General features: G+C 63.4%; 16 protein-coding genes. 11 read left to right on the top strand and 5 right to left on the bottom strand.

Going from position 1 to position 16,543, the window contains the following annotated elements:
• Positions 1-58: 58 nt before the first annotated feature.
• Positions 59-2,056 carry an oxidoreductase gene (locus AC04SI_RS03280; RefSeq protein WP_404282390.1) on the bottom strand — a complete coding sequence of 666 codons (1,998 nt, stop codon included), beginning with the start codon at positions 2,054-2,056 and terminating at the stop codon, positions 59-61.
• A gap of 222 nt (positions 2,057-2,278) precedes the next feature.
• On the opposite strand from AC04SI_RS03280, the gene AC04SI_RS03275 reads away from it, so the two are divergent.
• Positions 2,279-3,211, top strand: coding sequence for a GlxA family transcriptional regulator (locus AC04SI_RS03275; RefSeq protein ID WP_404282392.1), 933 nt, complete (start codon positions 2,279-2,281; stop codon positions 3,209-3,211).
• Between the two features lie 45 nt (positions 3,212-3,256).
• Here AC04SI_RS03275 and AC04SI_RS03270 read toward each other — a convergent pair whose 3' ends face one another.
• Together AC04SI_RS03270 and AC04SI_RS03265 are read right to left on the bottom strand one after the other, a co-directional pair.
• Positions 3,257-4,033 carry a FadR/GntR family transcriptional regulator gene (locus AC04SI_RS03270; RefSeq protein ID WP_404282394.1) on the bottom strand — a complete coding sequence of 259 codons (777 nt, stop codon included), beginning with the start codon at positions 4,031-4,033 and terminating at the stop codon, positions 3,257-3,259.
• 108 nt (positions 4,034-4,141) lie between these two features.
• Entirely contained in the window at positions 4,142-5,032 is an 891-nt protein-coding gene (locus AC04SI_RS03265; protein ID WP_404282396.1) for an NAD-dependent epimerase/dehydratase family protein, read from the bottom strand.
• On the opposite strand from AC04SI_RS03265, the gene AC04SI_RS03260 reads away from it, so the two are divergent.
• On the top strand, positions 4,938-6,089 hold the full coding sequence (locus AC04SI_RS03260; RefSeq protein ID WP_488473906.1) for an NAD(P)-dependent oxidoreductase: 1,152 nt from the start codon (positions 4,938-4,940) through the stop codon (positions 6,087-6,089). The two genes, AC04SI_RS03265 and AC04SI_RS03260, sit on opposite strands and share 95 nt — an antisense overlap.
• A 29-nt stretch (positions 6,090-6,118) precedes the next feature.
• Here the strand turns inward: AC04SI_RS03260 and AC04SI_RS03255 are convergent, their stop codons facing one another.
• Together AC04SI_RS03255 and AC04SI_RS03250 are read right to left on the bottom strand one after the other, a co-directional pair.
• Entirely contained in the window at positions 6,119-6,904 is a 786-nt protein-coding gene (locus tag AC04SI_RS03255) for a FadR/GntR family transcriptional regulator (protein ID WP_192180757.1), read from the bottom strand.
• 188 nt (positions 6,905-7,092) lie between these two features.
• Positions 7,093-8,082, bottom strand: a complete 990-nt coding sequence (locus tag AC04SI_RS03250) for a sugar-binding protein (protein ID WP_404282399.1) — start codon at positions 8,080-8,082, stop codon at positions 7,093-7,095.
• 450 nt (positions 8,083-8,532) lie between these two features.
• Between AC04SI_RS03250 and AC04SI_RS03245 the strand changes: the two genes are divergently transcribed.
• The 9 genes from AC04SI_RS03245 (at position 8,533) to AC04SI_RS03205 (ending at position 16,541) form a co-directional block, all read left to right on the top strand.
• Positions 8,533-9,276 carry an ATP-binding cassette domain-containing protein gene (locus AC04SI_RS03245; protein ID WP_006202797.1) on the top strand — a complete coding sequence of 248 codons (744 nt, stop codon included), beginning with the start codon at positions 8,533-8,535 and terminating at the stop codon, positions 9,274-9,276.
• A gap of 76 nt (positions 9,277-9,352) precedes the next feature.
• Positions 9,353-10,351: an ABC transporter permease gene (locus tag AC04SI_RS03240; RefSeq protein WP_404282401.1), complete on the top strand. Its 999-nt coding sequence runs from the start codon at positions 9,353-9,355 to the stop codon at positions 10,349-10,351.
• Positions 10,352-10,526: 175 nt separating this feature from the next.
• Positions 10,527-11,354: a helix-turn-helix domain-containing protein gene (locus AC04SI_RS03235; RefSeq protein WP_404282403.1), complete on the top strand. Its 828-nt coding sequence runs from the start codon at positions 10,527-10,529 to the stop codon at positions 11,352-11,354.
• Positions 11,355-11,466: 112 nt separating this feature from the next.
• A complete protein-coding gene (locus tag AC04SI_RS03230; protein ID WP_404282405.1) occupies positions 11,467-11,910 on the top strand; it encodes an SRPBCC family protein in 444 nt (147 codons plus the stop codon).
• Between the two features lie 17 nt (positions 11,911-11,927).
• Complete coding sequence (locus AC04SI_RS03225) at positions 11,928-12,722, top strand: FAD binding domain-containing protein (RefSeq protein WP_404282407.1); 795 nt, start codon at positions 11,928-11,930, stop codon at positions 12,720-12,722.
• A gap of 62 nt (positions 12,723-12,784) precedes the next feature.
• Positions 12,785-13,267, top strand: a complete 483-nt coding sequence (locus AC04SI_RS03220; RefSeq protein ID WP_488473905.1) for a (2Fe-2S)-binding protein — start codon at positions 12,785-12,787, stop codon at positions 13,265-13,267.
• Positions 13,268-13,277: 10 nt separating this feature from the next.
• Positions 13,278-14,645 (top strand): xanthine dehydrogenase family protein molybdopterin-binding subunit, encoded by a 1,368-nt coding sequence (locus AC04SI_RS03215; protein ID WP_404282411.1) that lies wholly within the window; start codon positions 13,278-13,280, stop codon positions 14,643-14,645.
• A 1-nt stretch (position 14,646) separates the two neighbouring features.
• Entirely contained in the window at positions 14,647-15,651 is a 1,005-nt protein-coding gene (locus AC04SI_RS03210) for a xanthine dehydrogenase family protein molybdopterin-binding subunit (RefSeq protein ID WP_404282412.1), read from the top strand.
• Between the two features lie 8 nt (positions 15,652-15,659).
• The gene (locus tag AC04SI_RS03205) at positions 15,660-16,541 is read left to right on the top strand and encodes an AAA family ATPase (protein WP_488473904.1); all 882 of its coding nucleotides are present in this window, start codon (positions 15,660-15,662) and stop codon (positions 16,539-16,541) included.
• Positions 16,542-16,543 lie beyond the last annotated feature (2 nt).

Raw genomic sequence — 16,543 nt, 5'->3', positions numbered from 1 at the left:
ACGGAAACCGCGCCTGGTCGGCCGAGGATCTGGTCTGCCATTTGGCAGTTGGAGCAGTCTAAATGGATTGGCCGAGTACCCTCCCCTCGTAGATTGCCGCCACAGCTAGCCGGGGTGCCAAGGCGTCGCCGATCACCTTCGGCTGCAATGCGGGTATCTGCTCCGCAAGATCGTCCAGCACCCATGTGTCCGAGACGTTGGTGGTCGCAAGGACGAGGGTGTCGGCCTTGATCTCGGTTTCGGTCCCATCGAGATGGCATCTGACAGTGGCGCCGTCGCCGTGCCATTCCTTGACCACCGTGTCTGTTATCCAGCCACCGCCCCCGATCTTCAGCCGAGCTCGCGCAACGCCGTCGCTTTCCGTTCGCTGCAGGTAACGGCCGAGGACCGGCCATGCCGTGATAACCGTCACACGGTGTCCGCGTGCTGCGATTTCGAGGGCCGTGCCAAGCCCGCGCCAGTCGCCCGTGTCGTCGATGAGAAGGACATGGTCGCCCAACCGCGCCGTCCTCGTCATCACGTCCTCGACGGACCAGACATTCGGCAAGTCCGCCCCTGGCAGACGATCCTGCCCCGGCAAGCCGCGCTGGAAGCCTGTCCCGGCAGGTTGCGAACCGGTCGCGATGACGATTTCATCAACGTCGTGCCCGGCGATCTCCGCAGCGTCGAGCGGCGCATTGAGCAGCACCCGTACGCCCAGCCGGGTCAACTGTCGTTCGTACCAATCGACCAACTCTACGATCTGCGACCGGCGCGGCTGCATGCCGGCCAGCCTGAACTGTCCGCCGAGCTGCGGGGCGGCTTCTGCCAGCGTCACGCTATGGCCACGCTCGGCCGCGACGCGAGCCGTTTCGAGTCCGGCCGGTCCGCCTCCCACCACCAGCACGCGCTTCGGTGTTATGGCCGGGATGAACGTGTCGCCTCCCCATTCGAATTCACGGCCGGCAGACGGATTGACGAGGCACGAGATCCAGTAGTCCCTAGAGCGTCTTCCCCAGCACATCTGGTTGCAGGAGATGCAGCCCCGGACCTCGGTGTCACGGCCGCTCGCAACTTTCTTGACCCAGTACGGATCCGCGATCTGGCCTCGCACGATACTGACCATGTCCGCCTGTCGCGATGATATGACTTCGTTTGCGTTCTCGGGCGTTCGGATGTGGCTCTCTGCCTGGACGCGTATGTGCTTGCAGACCTCCTTCAGCGCCTGCGCATTGGGAGCGCCGAGTTTGTCGGCGAAGAGAAACGTGGGCATGACTGAGGCGTGGTCGAAATAGCTGCCGGTGCCGCAAGTGATGTAGTCGATCAGAGCACGCGTATCGTGGTACGCGGCGATTTCCTGGAGAAGTTCGGTACCCATTCCGATGTCGACCGAGGTATCGATGCTCGAGGCGAGCCCGATAATGAATTCGTCGCCCGCGGCCGCACGAATGCGCGAGGTGATCTCAGTCGAGAACCGCATCCTGTTTTCGAACGAGCCGCCCCATCGGTCGTCGCGGCGGTTTGACCACGGCAGCCAGAACTGCTCGATGAGCGAGTTGTAGGGCCCGAACAGCTCCACCCCCTCGAAGCCGCACGTCTTCGCCCGCACAGCCGCGCGAACGAAGCCCTCGATTATCTCCTCGATCTCGGCTTCTCGCATGCGGTGACTGCCGTCTCCGTCGTGATAGGACGGGAGCCCGGAGGGGGACCAGTTCGCGCTATATGAATTGTCGAAATCGCCATGCTGTCCGACATGATAGAGCTGATGGACCATGACCGCCCCCTCGGCTTTGCATGCCTCGGTAATCGCTCTGAATCCGGGTATTACGGCGTCATCGTCATGGCGGAAATTGCCTCGCGTCAGACGGGCGGTCTGATGAACCGGCATCGGCTCGACCACGATCATGGCAGCGCCTCCTCGGGCGCGTTCCCGATAGTAACCCAAATGGCGCGAGCCGGGCAGTCCATCCTCGGCCATATTCGCGGTGTGCGCTCCGAAAGTAATGCGATTGCGCAGCGTCTTGTGGCGCAATTGGAGCGGCTCGAGAATCCTATGAAAGGCCGGCTTCACAGTCATGCCCAATCTGTCCGGTATCGTGGACACAGGTTAGGTGTGACTAATATGATTAGCGGCGCGCGACACTGGAAGATTGTGATTCCGGCTCATTTTTCATAATATTTGAATCGGGAGGCGGATTGGGAGCGCGCGTTGACATCTACGCTAAGGGTGCCGAACCGAACGGCCCTTCCTTACCTTCGCGTCGGCTTGATCCTTTGTCCGAGCTTCACGCTGACGCCAATGGCCAGCTTTGTCGACGCTCTTCGACTTGCCGCGGATAAGCAGGACCATAGCCGTCAGGTCTATTTCGCCTGGGATTTCATCTCGGCGGGGCCGTCACCTGTGCGCGCCAGCTGCGGACTGGAAATGACGCCGACAGGGAATCTGGACGATCCCGAGGCGTACGATTGCATCGCGGTATGCGGCGGATTGATACGTGACCTTGGAGGCATTCATCAGGCGACGTTTGAATATCTGCGTGCCGCAAACGCCCGCGGAATCCCTCTTATCGGTCTATGCACGGGCAGCTTCGTCCTGGCCCAGGCAGGGCTCCTGGAGCATCGCGAATGCGCATTGCATTTCGATACGTTGGGCGAGTTCTTGAGCAGGTTTCCAAACAGCAATCCCGCGACGAGCCAGAATTACGTCATCGATGGCAACATCATCACATGCCCGGGCAGTATCGTCGCCATCGACATCGCGGCGTTCCTGATCGCGCGATACAGTGATGCGGGCCGGGCCCGGAAAGCACTGAACTATCTTCTCTTCAAACCGGAAGAATCTCGCATCGTCCTCAAGGCGAAGCCCTACGAGGAAGCCCTTGGCAGCGCAGCGCGGCTGACGGTGGAGGCCGTGAAGACGATGGAGACCCGCATCGATTCGCCATGTTCGGTCGAGGATCTGGCGCTATCGCTGAACACCACAAAAACACGATTGAACCGCGCCTTCCATGCCGATCTGCAGATGGCTCCTGCAGCGTTCTGGCGACAGATTCGCTTGATGGCGGCGCGCGAACTCCTGAACAGTCGCCGGCGCAGCGTAACCGAAATCGCCTACGAAACAGGTTTCAGCGACACTGCGCATTTCTGCAGCGCATTCAAGAAGCACTATTCGATGACTCCTCGAGAGTTCAGGCGAATTATGCAGAAAGATGCTGCAGGATCAGGCGAATAGAGTGAGGCAGCACCTACCCGAACCTTACTCGCGACGATCTCGCGCCTATCTCGACTTGATGACCTCGTCGGTGTTGGCGAGCAGCTTGCGCACCGCGGCGCGCGCCGCGTCCGGCCGCTGCAGGCGGATATTCTTCTCTATTGCCTCGTGCAGCTTCTGTGCGTGCTGCAGATCGTCCAGCTCGCGCGTCGTATAGGCGAACAGATGATCGAATGCCGATTCGATCAGCACGCCGAGCGGCACCAGCAGGTCGTTGCCGGAAGCCCTCAATATGGCAAGGTGGAAGCGCGTGTCGGCGCGCGTGCGCTCCTGCAGGCTGGGGGCGTCGCCCATCTCCCGGCAGGCCTGGCTGATCTCGGCCATCTGCTCGTCGGTGCGCCGCATGGCCGCATAGGCGGTCGCTTCCGGCTCGATGATGTGGCGGAACTCCTGCACCGTCTTCAGGAACACTTCGCGGTCGGGCGAGGTCGCGTACCAGGCGAGCACGTCGCGGTCGAGCAGGTTCCAGCGCTCCTTCGGCTCGACCCAGCTGCCGATCTTCGGGCGTGACGCCAGGAGGCTCTTTGCCATCAGCATCTTGATCGCCTCGCGCACCGCCGAGCGGCTGACGTCGAAGGTCTCCGACCATTTGGCTTCATTGGGCAGGATGGTGCCCGGCGGATAGTCGCCGCGCACGATCCGAAGTCCGATCTCGCTGGCCAAAGAGGCATGCACGCTGGAGCCGGGAATGCGCGCCGCATCGGCCCGCCGAACGGCAGCCGGACGCTCGGCGGACGCCGTCTTGGCCGGTGTTTTCTCGTTGCTCGGCTTCCCGTCCCGCATGTGGTTCACAAAGTCTGGATTTCGAAAGCTGTCAAGCCGCCGACAGGCGCCGGAGCGCAATGCGGGCGGCTGTGCACAGATCAGTCCGGTATCATGGCCCGGCCGGGCCTATTTGACGTATTTGCGCCAGCTATGTTCGGGGCGGAAGCCGAGCATGTCGCGCGCCTTGCGGTTGGAGAGCAGAGTCTCGTATTCGCCGAGTTCGGCCTTGACCGGCACGTTGGGGTAGAAGCGCTGCAAAAGCTCCGCGGTCGGCAGATCGGACGAGGTGTCGTCATTGGCAGCGTTGAACACCTGGTAGCCGAGCCCGTCCTTCTCGACGGCGCGCAGGGTGATCTGGCCAAGGTCGCGCGCGTCGACATAGCTCCAGGCGATCCGCTTGCGGAAGCCCGGATCGGCAAACCATTTCGGGAACAGTGAATATTCATGCGGCTCGATGACGTTGCCGATGCGCAAGGCATAGATGTCGGTGCCGTTGCGCTGCGCGAATGCGCGCGCCGTCTTCTCGTTGACGACCTTGGACAGCGCGTAGCTGTCCATCGGATCGACGTCGTACTCCTCGTCGAGCGGGAGATATTTGGGGTCGCGCGGCTCGTTGGCGAACACCACGCCATAGGTCGTCTCGCTGGAGGCGATCACCACCTTGCGGATGCCGAGCTTCACCGCCGCTTCGATGACATTGTAGGTGCCCAGCGCGTTGATGCGGAACACTTCGTTGTCGGTCGTGATCATGATGCGCGGAATGGCGGCGAAATGCACCACGGCATCGACCGGCTGCGGACGTAGCGACGGATCAAACTCGTGCAGGCCCATATAGCTGGACAGCGCGTTGAACACCTGGCCGCTGTCGGTGATATCGGTGATCAAAGTGCGCACCTTGGGGTTGTCGAGCGGCTTGGTGTCGATGTTGAGCACCTGGCAGCCATGCTCGACCAGATATTGCACGACATGGCGTCCGGCCTTGCCGCTGCCGCCGGTGAACATGATCCGCTTCGTCATTTTGCTCTCCACATTGCTTGGGGATTATGTGTATTGTCAGACAATATTGCATTCTGCAACCGCATGCGGCAAGAACGACGGCGCCATTATCGATAATTTCCAAACAGGACGAAACGACATGAGCACGACTGCCGCGAGCGAGAAGATCGGTTTCATCGGCCTTGGCCTGATGGGGCACGGCATCGCCAAGAACATCGTCGACAAGGGCTATGCGCTGACATTCCTCGGCCGCAAGAACCGCAAACCGGCCGAGGACCTGCTCGGCCGTGGTGCCAAGGAAGCGGCGACGTCGAGCGAAGTCGCCGCCGCATCCGACATCGTCTTCATCTGCGTCACCGGCTCGCGCGAGGTCGAGGCCATCATCCGCGGCCCCGGCGGCCTGAAGGAGGGTCTGAAGAAAGGCTCCGTCGTCGTCGATTGCTCGACGTCGGATCCGGTCTCAACGATAGCGCTTGCCGCCGAACTCGAGGCGCTTGGCGTCGACTATGTCGACGCGCCGCTCAGCCGCACGCCGAAGGAGGCCTGGGAAGGCACGCTCGACACCATGGTCGGCGCCTCCGACGCGCTCTTCGCCAGGCTGAAACCGGTGCTCGAAACCTGGGCCGGGCGCATCGTCCATATCGGCGGCATCGGCGACGGCCACCGCATGAAACTGCTCAACAACTTCATCTCTCTGGGCTACGCCGCGATCTACTCCGAAGCGCTGGCGCTGGCCGAAAAGGTCGGCATCTCACCGCCGCGCTTCGACAGCGTCATCCGCAACGGCCGCATGGATTGCGGCTTCTACCAGACCTTCATGCGCTGGACGCTGGAGGGCGATCGCGACGCGCATAAATTCTCCATCGCCAATGCCTTCAAGGACCTTACCTATCTGGAGTCGATGGCGGGCGCCGCCGGCATCGCCAACCCGCTCGGCAACGCCACCAAGAATTCTTTCGCCGGCGCCTTCGCCGCAGGCCTAGCGGAACAGTTCGTGCCGATGCTGGCGACGCATGTCGCCAAGGTCAACGGCGTCGACCTGATGCCGTCGAAGGACGGCAAGAAGCAGACGATCTGAGGGCTCTCTCCTGGAGATCGCGAGCGGCGTCACCGCCGCGATCGGCCGATCACTTCGTCGGTGTTGGCGAGCAGCCTGCGCACGGCGTTGCGCGCCGCATCCGGCCGCTGCAGCCGGATGTTCTTCTCGATCGCCTCGTGCAGCTTCTGCGCCAGGCGCTGATCGCTGGTTTCGCGGGTGACGAAAACAAAGAGGTGGTCGAGCGCCGATTCGATCAGAACGCCGAGCGGCACCAGCAGGTCGTTGCCGGAAGCCCTCAATATCGCAAGGTGGAAGCGCGTGTCGGCACGCGTGCGCTCCTGCAAATTCGTGGCTTGCCCCATCTCCCGGCAGGCCTGACTGATCTCCATCATCTGTTCTTCGCTGCGCCGCATGGCAGCGTAGGCGCTGGCTTCCGGTTCGATGATGTGGCGGAATTCCTGCACGGTGCGCAGGAACAATTCGCGGTCCGGCGCGGTCGCGTACCAGGCGAGCACGTCGCGGTCGAGCAGGTTCCAGCGCTCCTTCGGCTCGACCCAACTGCCGATCTTGGGGCGCGATGCCAGAAGGCTCTTCGCCATCAGCATCTTGATCGCCTCGCGCACTGCGGAACGGCTGACGTTGAAGGTTTCCGACCATTTCGCTTCGTTCGGCAGAATTGTGCCCGGCGGATAGTCGCCACGTACGATCCTGAGGCCGATCTCGCTCGCCAGCGAGGCATGCACGCTCGACCCCGGGTTCCATGCCATGTCGGGCCGTCGAACAGCAGCAGCGGGAGGGGGGCTGGCTGGCGCCCCTGCCCTGGCGGATCGCTTTCTTGACTTATCGTCCGGCATCGGCGTTCCGGCATCGGCAGTCTGTCGCAGGGAAACTGTCCGGAATTGTCCGCGCCCGCGGATATAGGCCGAAATGCGAGAAGTATGGGCGCGTCAAAGCCGGAGCACGCTGCCCCGACAATGCTGCCTTGTCCTTGTTCTGAAGGAAGTGACGGGGCGCCCTTCGAAGGGCGCCCCGAGATCGAGGCCTACTTCTGGATGCAGGTGTCGACCGTGTCCTTGGTGCATTCGTCGAGGCCGGTGAAGACCGGATCGTCGACCTTCTTGCCTTCGATCAGGTCGATCATCACCGATGGCGCCTTGTAGCCCATTTCGAACGGCCGCTGGCCAACCAGTGCGGTGACGAGGCCCTCACGGGCGATCGCCACTTCGTCGCCGATCGTATCGGCGGCGCCGATGACGAAGGCGTTGCTGGCGATCTTGTCGGCCATCGGCTTGAACAGGTCGCGGTAGGGTTGCGGCGCGCCGAACAGCGGCCAACCGCCCATGATGCCGAAAGCGTCGAGGTCGGGGTTGGCGGCGAGGATGTCGGTCATCGCCTGCACGCCCTTGGCGCCGTCGTCATTGGTGAACACCGGGCAGCCGGCGACTTCGGTCCAGCCACCTTCGCCGGCGAGCGCCGCGAGGCCTTCCTTGCCCGAAAGCGCGTCGCGCATGCCCTGTGCACGGCGTAGGATGTTGTCTGCAGCCGGATTGCCCTCGATGGTACAGATCTTGCCGCCATTCGGCTTGCCCTTCTTGATGTACTCGCCGATCTTTTTGCCCATCAGGTAGTTGTCGGTGCCGAGATAGGTCTTGCGCAAGCCGGCATCTTCCTTGGCCAGATCGGCGTCGATGGTCATGATCGGGATCGACGGATTGGCGCTCTTGATCGTCTGCGCAATCAGCGGCGCGTTGGACGGCGAAATCGCCATCGCCACAGTGTCGGCCTTGCTCAGCATATCCTGGACGATCTGCGCCTCGCCGGCCTCGTCGGAGGTCGAAGCCGGACCGGTGTAGAAGCACTCATACTCCGAGCTGGCGTTTTCCTTGTTCCATTTCTGGCAACCTTGATTGATGGCCTCGAAGAACGGATTGTCGAGACCCTTCACGACGATGACGAGCTGTTTCTTGGCCAAAGCCGGCCCGGCGCCCAACGCCATGACGGCGACAGCGGCGAGCAAAAGTGATTTCCTCATGTCAGTCCTCCCTTGAAACAGACGGGCACGGCGTGCCCGCCACACAGATCAACCCGGACCAAGCGATGACAGAGGGTCGTTTCACGAGCACTCTTGCCGTCAGCCCAAGTTGATAAGCATTTCCAGACGCGGTCCTGGACCGGTTCCCCAAAAGGGTATTGCCGAATCCCACGACCCATAACCTCCGCTGATGCCACCCGGCTAACCGGCCGATGGATCGGCATAATCTCCTCCGACGCTTAGCTAATATCGGCGCGCTGCCAACGTCAATTGCTATTTGTCCTACAAAACGGATTTTTGGAAAAACATGCGTTCAATTCGTCCGACAAATGATTGACGCTTGCATGAGCATTCGCGTAAATGCGTGAAATCGCCATTCCCGGGAGGAGCTGGGAGAGCGAGGCCGCGGGGACAACCGCAGGCCAGGAAACATGGGAGGCATGAAGGCTGGTGGCGGTTCTCGAACTCACCAACATCTCGAAACATTTCGGCGCCATCCAGGCGGTCAACGACGTGTCGCTGTCGATCGAGCCCGGCCAGGTCGTCGGCCTGATGGGCGACAACGGCGCCGGCAAGTCGACGCTGGTCAAGATGATCGCCGGCAATTTCCGCCCGAGCCACGGCACCATGCAGATGGACGGCAAGGAGCTGATCCTGCACAAGCCGGTGGAGGCGCGCCAGCACGGCATCGAGATCGTCCACCAGGACCTGGCGCTGTGCAACAATCTGACCGCCGCCGCCAACGTCTATCTCGGCCGCGAGTTGCGCCGGGGCGTCGGACCGTTCCGCATCCTCGACTATGCCGCGATGTACAAGCGCGCCGGCCAGATCTTCGCCGAGCTGAAGTCGGAGACCCGACCGCGCGACCTCGTCAAGCAGATGTCCGGCGGCCAGCGGCAAGCGGTGGCGATCGCCCGCACCATGCTGTCGCAAGCCAAGATCGTGCTGATGGACGAGCCGACGGCGGCGATTTCGGTGCGCCAGGTGGCCGAGGTGCTGAACCTCATCCGGCATCTGCGCGACCAGGGCATCGCGGTCGTGCTGATCAGCCACCGCATGCCTGACGTCTTTGACGTTGCCGACCGCGTCATCGTCATGCGGCGCGGCAGGAAGGTCGCCGACAAGACGATCGCGTCGAGTTCGCCCGAGGAAGTCACCGGGCTGATCACCGGCGCCATCGAACAGGTATTGTGAAATTGATGCGTCCGGATTTTCGCAGCTGCGAATGCGCCGGGTTGGCGCGGTCCGCCGCCGCCAGGAAAGGTCGATAATGGCAGTCACCCTTGATCAGACGATCGCGCAGAAACAGCACACCTTGCTGTCACGGATATTTGCCAGCCAGACCTTCTGGGTGGTGATCGCCGTCATCCTCGCCTGTCTGTTCCTGTCATTTGCCACCGATGCCTTCGCCACGCAGAAGAACCTTTACAACATCACCCGCAACATCACCTTCGTCGCCATCATCGCGCTCGGCATGACCTTCGTCATCATCACCGGCGGCATCGACCTGTCGGTCGGCTCGGTGCTTTGCTTGTGTTCTATGGTGCTGGCGGTCACCATGCATGCCGGCTACGGCATAGAAGTCGGCATCGCCGTCTCGATCGCGACGGCACTGATCATCGGCGCCTTCAACGGCATATTGATCGCCTATCTCGGCTTTCCGCCCTTCGTAGTGACGCTCGGTATGCTGTCGATCGCGCGCAGCCTGGCCATGGTCGCCTCCAACAACACGGTCGTCTTCCAGTTCGGACCGGACCACGACAAGCTTCTGGCACTCGGCGGTGGCGCCTGGGTGTTCGGCATAGCCAACCCGGTGCTCTACATGATCCTGCTGGCGCTGATCACCGGCTTCATCCTGCGCTGGACCAAGTTCGGACGCCACATCTTCGCCATCGGTGGCAACGAGCACGCGGCGACGCTGACCGGCGTTCCCGTGCGCCAGATCAAGGTCGCGGTCTACATGATCTCGGCACTCGCCGCCGGCATCGCCGGCATCATCCAGACTGGCTGGCTGGGCGCCGTCACCACCAATCTCGGTACCGGCATGGAGCTGCAGGTGATCGCCGCCACCGTCATCGGCGGCGCCAATCTCGCCGGCGGCGTCGGCACCGCCTTCGGCGCTATCGTTGGCGCGGCGCTGATCGAGGTCATCCGCAACAGCCTCGGCCTGCTCGGCATCAATGCCTTCTGGCAAGGTGTGTTCATCGGCGGCGCCATCCTGCTTGCGGTCCTGTTCGACCGCATCCGCAACTTCAGGCGCAACGACTAGCTCTCGACCGGGGCCGTTGTACCATCCGGCTCCTATCGCTCGGTCTGAAAATCGGCCGGCCCAAGGCATGGCGCGCCCAAGGTCTCGTGGCTACGCCTTGACGCGGGCACGACCCCCGCCGCACTATCCACTCAGCAGGCGAAGGGAGGCCAGTCGCCTGCGGGAGGATATACCCATGACGGAAGCGATCAGGCTCTACTGGGGCCGGTTCGGACATGTTTCTGTCCTGAATGTCGCCAGCGACTTCGTCACCCATGCCCATGTCGAGGCACACCTGATCATCTGGCTGGAGGGCACGGCCGGCGAGATGACCATCGGCCGCGAGACGGTGCGGCTCGGCCCCACCACCGCCGCCGGCATCAACTCCTTCCAGCCGCACAGCCATGCTCTGTCCCATGACGGCAGGCCGGGCCTGTTCCTTGCCTTCTACATCGACCCCGATTGGGCGCGCGGGCGCCGCGACCTGCCCTCGTCCGCGCCGCTATTCGCACAGGCGGCGATCACGCTGGAACCGTGGCTGCACCAGGCGGCGGCCAGCCTGCTCGATCATCTCAGCGACAATGAGAGCATCGACGACGTCGCCAATTACGAGATCGAGCGCTTCATCGACAGCGTGCTCGACGCCGCCGACGCCTCGGCCCCGCAAGTGTCGCGCGGACGCGTCAACACCATGCAGGATTTCCGCGTCCGCAAGGCGATCCAGCTGATGAAGGCCAATGTCTGCGAGCGCATCTGTTTCGACGACGTGGCGCGCAGCGTCGGCCTGTCACGGCCGCATTTCTTCGCCCTGTTCAAGGAACACACCAATCTGACGCCCAACGTCTACTGGAACACGCTGCGCATGGAGGAAGCGGTGCGGCAGTTGCAGTGGTCGGAGGCGCCGCTGATCTCGGTCGCCTGCAATCTCGGCTTCACCACCCAGGGCAATTTCTCGCGCTTCTTCCGCGACCATGTCGGCGTCCCGCCGACGCTCTACCGCGAGGCCGCGCGGGCAGCCGCCTGATCCAGGCGGCCCTTTTTCAGACTATTTGATACGCGCTCAAGACGCATTGATAAGCGCTGCCGGCCGCACCGCCCTACCCTTGATGCAGATATTTTCGCAAGGGAACGAGCTTATGGCGAAAGTCACCATATCCAGCGTCATCGACGCTCCGGTCGAAAAGGTCTGGGCGCTGATACGCGACTTCAACGGCCTGCCGAGTTGGCACCCGCGCATGGTCGAGAGCCATATCGAGGACGGCAAGGACGCAAGCGCGATCGGCTGCGTGCGCAACTTCCAGCTCGTCAGCGGCGCTCGCATCCGTGAGAAGCTGCTCGATTTTTCCGACCAGAATTTCCTCGTCAGCTACTCCATCCTTGAAACCCCGCAGCCGATCACCAACCACAAGGCGACGCTGCAGCTGCGGCGCATCACCGACGGCGACCGCACCTATGCCGAATGGAGCGCGAGCTTCGACGCGGCACCCGAGGAGGCCGACAAGCTGGCCGAAGGCATGGGCGCCAATGTCTTCCAGGGCGGCTTCAACGCCTTGAAGACCCACTTCGCCGGCCAAGGCTGAAAACCCAGGAGCGCGCCATGACGCTTGCGCTGCAGACCTTTTCGACGGTGAAAGACGCCAATGCAGCGCTGCAGGCCGCCGGCACGCGCTATCTCGGCGGCGGCACACTGGTCGTGCGCGCCGCCAACGAAGGCGATGTTTCCGTGTCCAGCCTCGTGCGCGTCACCGAACCTCCCCTGTCGGCGATCGCCGTTTCCGGCGGCGAGGCTCGGCTCGGCGCCTCCGTCACCATGGCGGCGATCGCCCGTCATCCCGAGCTTGCCGCACTCGCGCCGGCCGCGCGTGCCGTCGGCGGGCCGGCGATCCGCAACATGGCGACCGTCGGCGGCAATCTGTTCGCGCCGGCGCCCTATGGCGACTTCACCGTCGCGCTGCTTGCGCTGGATGCCATTATTGTCACCGAGGACAGCGAGGTGCCGATCCAGACCTTTTTGGCCGGGCGCGACACCAGCCGCGCCATCGTCACCGGGATCACCTTCGTTTTGCCCCGCGCGGAGAGCTTCCGCTTTCTCAAAGTGTCGCGGGTCAAGCCGAAAGGGGTTTCGGTGCTGAGCATCGCCACGCACCTGCAGCGGGCGGCCGACGGCACGGTGACGTCCGCGCGGATCGCCCTTGGCTGCATGGCCGACCGGCCGATGCGCGCCAGGGCGACCGAGAAGGCGCTGCTCGGCTGCAAATTGACCGCTGAGGAGATCGCGCCGGCGCTCGCCGCCGCCGGCGAAGGCACGTCGCCGATCACCGATCCGGTCGCCAGCGCCTGGTATCGCAACGAAGTTCTGCCGGTCCATCTTGGCCGGCTGCTGCTCGCTTAACCATCGGCTGGGGGGCGCGCGTCTGTCCGATGCTTCGGGCAGGCGCGCTGGGAGGAAAAAAAATGGCAAAGGTTCCGGTTCAGTTCACGCTCAACGGCGCGGAAAAGGCCGAATTCGTCGACAGCGGCACGACGCTGCTTCACGCGCTCAGGGACAAGATCGGCGATACCTCGCCGAAAGGCGGCTGCCATCAAGGCACCTGCGGCGCTTGCTCGGTGATCATCGACGGTGAACTCCGGCTCTCCTGCCTGACCCTGGCCGAAACCTGCAACGGCGCCGATATCCAGACGACCTCGGGCCTCGCCGAAGCCGGCGTCCTGCATCCGCTGCAGCGTGCTTTCCTCGACGCCTTCGCCACGCAATGCGGCTTCTGCACGCCGGGCATGATCATGGCTGCCAAGGTGTTGCTCGACCACGCGCCCAACCCTAGCCGCGAGGAGGTGGTCGAGGCGCTATCGGGCAACATCTGCCGCTGCACCGGCTACGAGCCGATCATCCAGGCGGTGCTGCGTGCGGCCCGCGCCAATTCGCAGAACGCGGCCTGAGGGAAGCAAAATGGAACTGCGCAAGAGCTATTTCGCCGATGTTCGCAAGGACGGCCTCAACGAGATCGGCCAGCCGAGGCCGCGCCTGGATTCGCCCGGCCATGTCACCGGCAAGACCGCCTATTTCGCCGACCGCAATTTTCCGGGCATGCTGCACCTGAAGATGGTGCGCAGCCCGCACCATCACGCCCGCATCCGGAGCATCGACACCTCGGAGGCCGAGAAGCATCCGGGCGTGGTCAAGGTGCTGACTGCCAAGGACGTGCCACACAATGTCTACACCATCCTGATCCTGATCCAGATCGGCCCCGAGGACGAAACGGTGCTCGCCGACGGCAAGGTACGCTGGAAGGGTGAGGCCGTGGTGGCGGTGCTGGCCGAGAACGAGCGCGCCGCGCAGGAAGCCGCCACCAAGGTCAAGGTCGACTACGAGGTGCTGCCGGCCGTCTTCGACATGGAGGAAGCGCTGAAGCCCGGCGCACCTCTGGTCAACGAATATCACGGCCAGAACTACTATCTCTACGACAGCGGCGAATGCCGCAAGGTGCGCTTCGGCGATGTCGAGGCGGGCTTTGCCCAGGCCGATCACATCCTCGAACAGAGCTACCAGTCCTCGCCGATCGAACACGCACCGACCGAGACCACGGGCTGCGTCGTGGCACCCGAGGGCAATGACCGCTTCACCTGCTACACCAACACGCAGGCGATGTTCTTCACCCTCGACAACACTTCGATCATCCTGCAGATGCCCGGCAGCAAATTGCATTTCGTCGGCGGCACCGTCGGCGGCGGTTTCGGCGGCAAGGTCGACGTCATCGTCGAGCCGATCGCCATCCTCGGTGCCAAACTAACCGGACGACCAGTCTGTTTCATCTACAGCCGCGAGGAGGAGATGCAAATATCGTCACCCCGCGCCGCCGAAAAGGTGGTCATCAAGGACGGCGTCATGAAGGACGGCCGCATCGTCGCGCGCAAAGTCACCGGCTACACCGATGCCGGCGCCTATTCGCGCCACTCGCCCTATGGCGCGCAGAAGGGTGCGGCGCACTATCCCGGCCCCTATACGATCCCCAATGTCTGGATCGACACCTATTGCGTCTACACCAACCGCACCCCCTCCTCGGCCATGCGCGGCTTCGGCGTCACCATCGGCGACTTCGCGCTGGAGGTGCAGATGGACAAGCTGGCGCGGCTGATCGGCATGGACCCGCTCGAATTCCGCTTCATCAACGCCTATCGCGACGGCGACATGAAGGCGCATCGGCAACCTACGGAAGGGGCAGCACTTATCGAATGCATGCAGGAGGCCTCGCGCGCCGCCAACTGGCCGGTGGCGGAGAAGTTCATGGCGATGTCCTCCTACAAGAAGGAAGCATGAGATGGCGATAAGGCGCGGACGCGGCGTCGCCGCGATCAACTACCCGACCGGCATGAATCTCGGCGGCGACCCGACCCAGGCGCTGGTGCACTCGACGCCGACCGGCAATTTCATGGTGACGCTGTCATCAGTCGATCTTGGCCAGGGCATGAAGCAGATCATGGCGCAGATCTGCGCCGAGACCATCGGCGTGCCGACCGACCGCGTCATCATCGATACCGCTGACACTGACACCGGTCCGCATTGCATGGGCACCTTCGCCTCGCGCGGCACCCATCGCGCCGGCAACGCCGTCATCCAGGCCGCCAAGGAAGCCCGCCAGGTGATGCTGGAAGTGGCGGCCGAGGAGCTGGAGGTCAACGCGTCGGACCTCGAAACCGACGGCCAAGGCAACATCCTGGTCAAGGGTGCGCCGCAGAAGTCGATCTCGATCTTCGATGTCGCGCTGTCGGCACATTTCAAGCGTGGCCGCTCGATCTCCGGCCGCGGCATGTTCCTGATCCCGCGCTCCTATCCGGAGAAAGAAACCGGCGCAATGAAGCCGTCGACCTGCTACGCGCATGCCTGCACGGTGGCAGAGGTCGAGGTCGACGACGAGACCGGTGAGGTCACCGTGCTCACGGTCAAGAACGTCTTCGAGATCGGCCGCGCGCTGAACCCGAAAATGGTCGAGCAGCAACTGGTCGGCGGTTCCTGGATGGGCATCAGCCACGCGCTCTATGAGACCACCGAGCCCTATTATCCGAACCGCGATCATGGCGGCACCGACTTCAACCAGTATCTGATGCCGGGGCCGGGCGATCTTGCGGAAACCGAGATCATCGTGCTGGAGCGGCCGTCGGCCGACGGACCGTTTGGCGCCAAGGGGCCGGGCGAAATGTGCGCCAATCCGCAAATCCCGGCCGTGGCCAACGCCGTCTTCGACGCCGTCGGCGTGCGCATCGACACGCTGCCGATCACGCCGGAACGCATTTTGCGGGCGCTCAAAGCGCAGGCCGCGAGCTGAGGGGCGAAATGCCTGATCCAAGCGCCGAGACTGTCGCGCCCTCGCCCGAGGCGGTGGCATCGCGGCTCGCCGCTTCGCGCTATCTGGCAGATGAGAGCCTTGCGACCGCCATCTTCCTGGCGATCCGCCTCGGCAAGCCGCTGCTGCTAGAAGGTGCGCCCGGCGTCGGCAAGACGGAAGCGGCCAAGGCGATCGCCGAATTGCTCGGCCGCGAGTTGGTGCGGCTGCAATGCTACGAGGGCATCGACGCCGCGCATGCGCTCTACGAATGGAACTACCAGCGTCAATTGCTCGCCATCCGTCATGCCGGCGAGCACGAGATCGACATCTACGAAGACCGGTTCCTGATCGCCCGGCCGCTGCTGCAGGTGCTGAAGGTGCCGGAGCAGCGTGTGCTGCTGGTCGACGAGATCGACCGCTCCGATCATGAATTCGAAGCGCTGCTTCTGGAATTCCTCTCCGATTTCCAGATTAGCATTCCCGAGCGCGGCACGATCCGCGCCGCCACGCAGCCGATCGTTATCCTGACCTCGAACCGCACCCGGGAACTCGCCGAGGCGCTGCGCCGGCGCTGCGTCTATCACTGGATCGGCTATCCCGATGCCGACCGGGAGGCCGAGATCATCATGCTGCGCGCCGGCGACGTGGCAGAGGCCACCGCGCGTGCCGTCGCCAATGCCGTGCAGACCATCCGCGCCCGTCCCTTGGCGAAGCCCCCGGGCATCGCCGAAGCGGTCGAATGGGCCAATGCCGCCACCATTCTGGAAAAGGGCGGCAGCCCGTGGCCGGAAGCCTTCCGCCGCGCCATCGGCGTGCTGATCAAGGACGAGGAGGATATGTCCTCGATTGCGCCGGAGCTCGGCCGGATCGTCGAGGAGGCTCTGGCTTGAGA

This window comes from Mesorhizobium sp. CNPSo 4689 (assembly GCF_057784325.1).
This window is presented reverse-complemented; position numbering and strand designations above follow the sequence as displayed.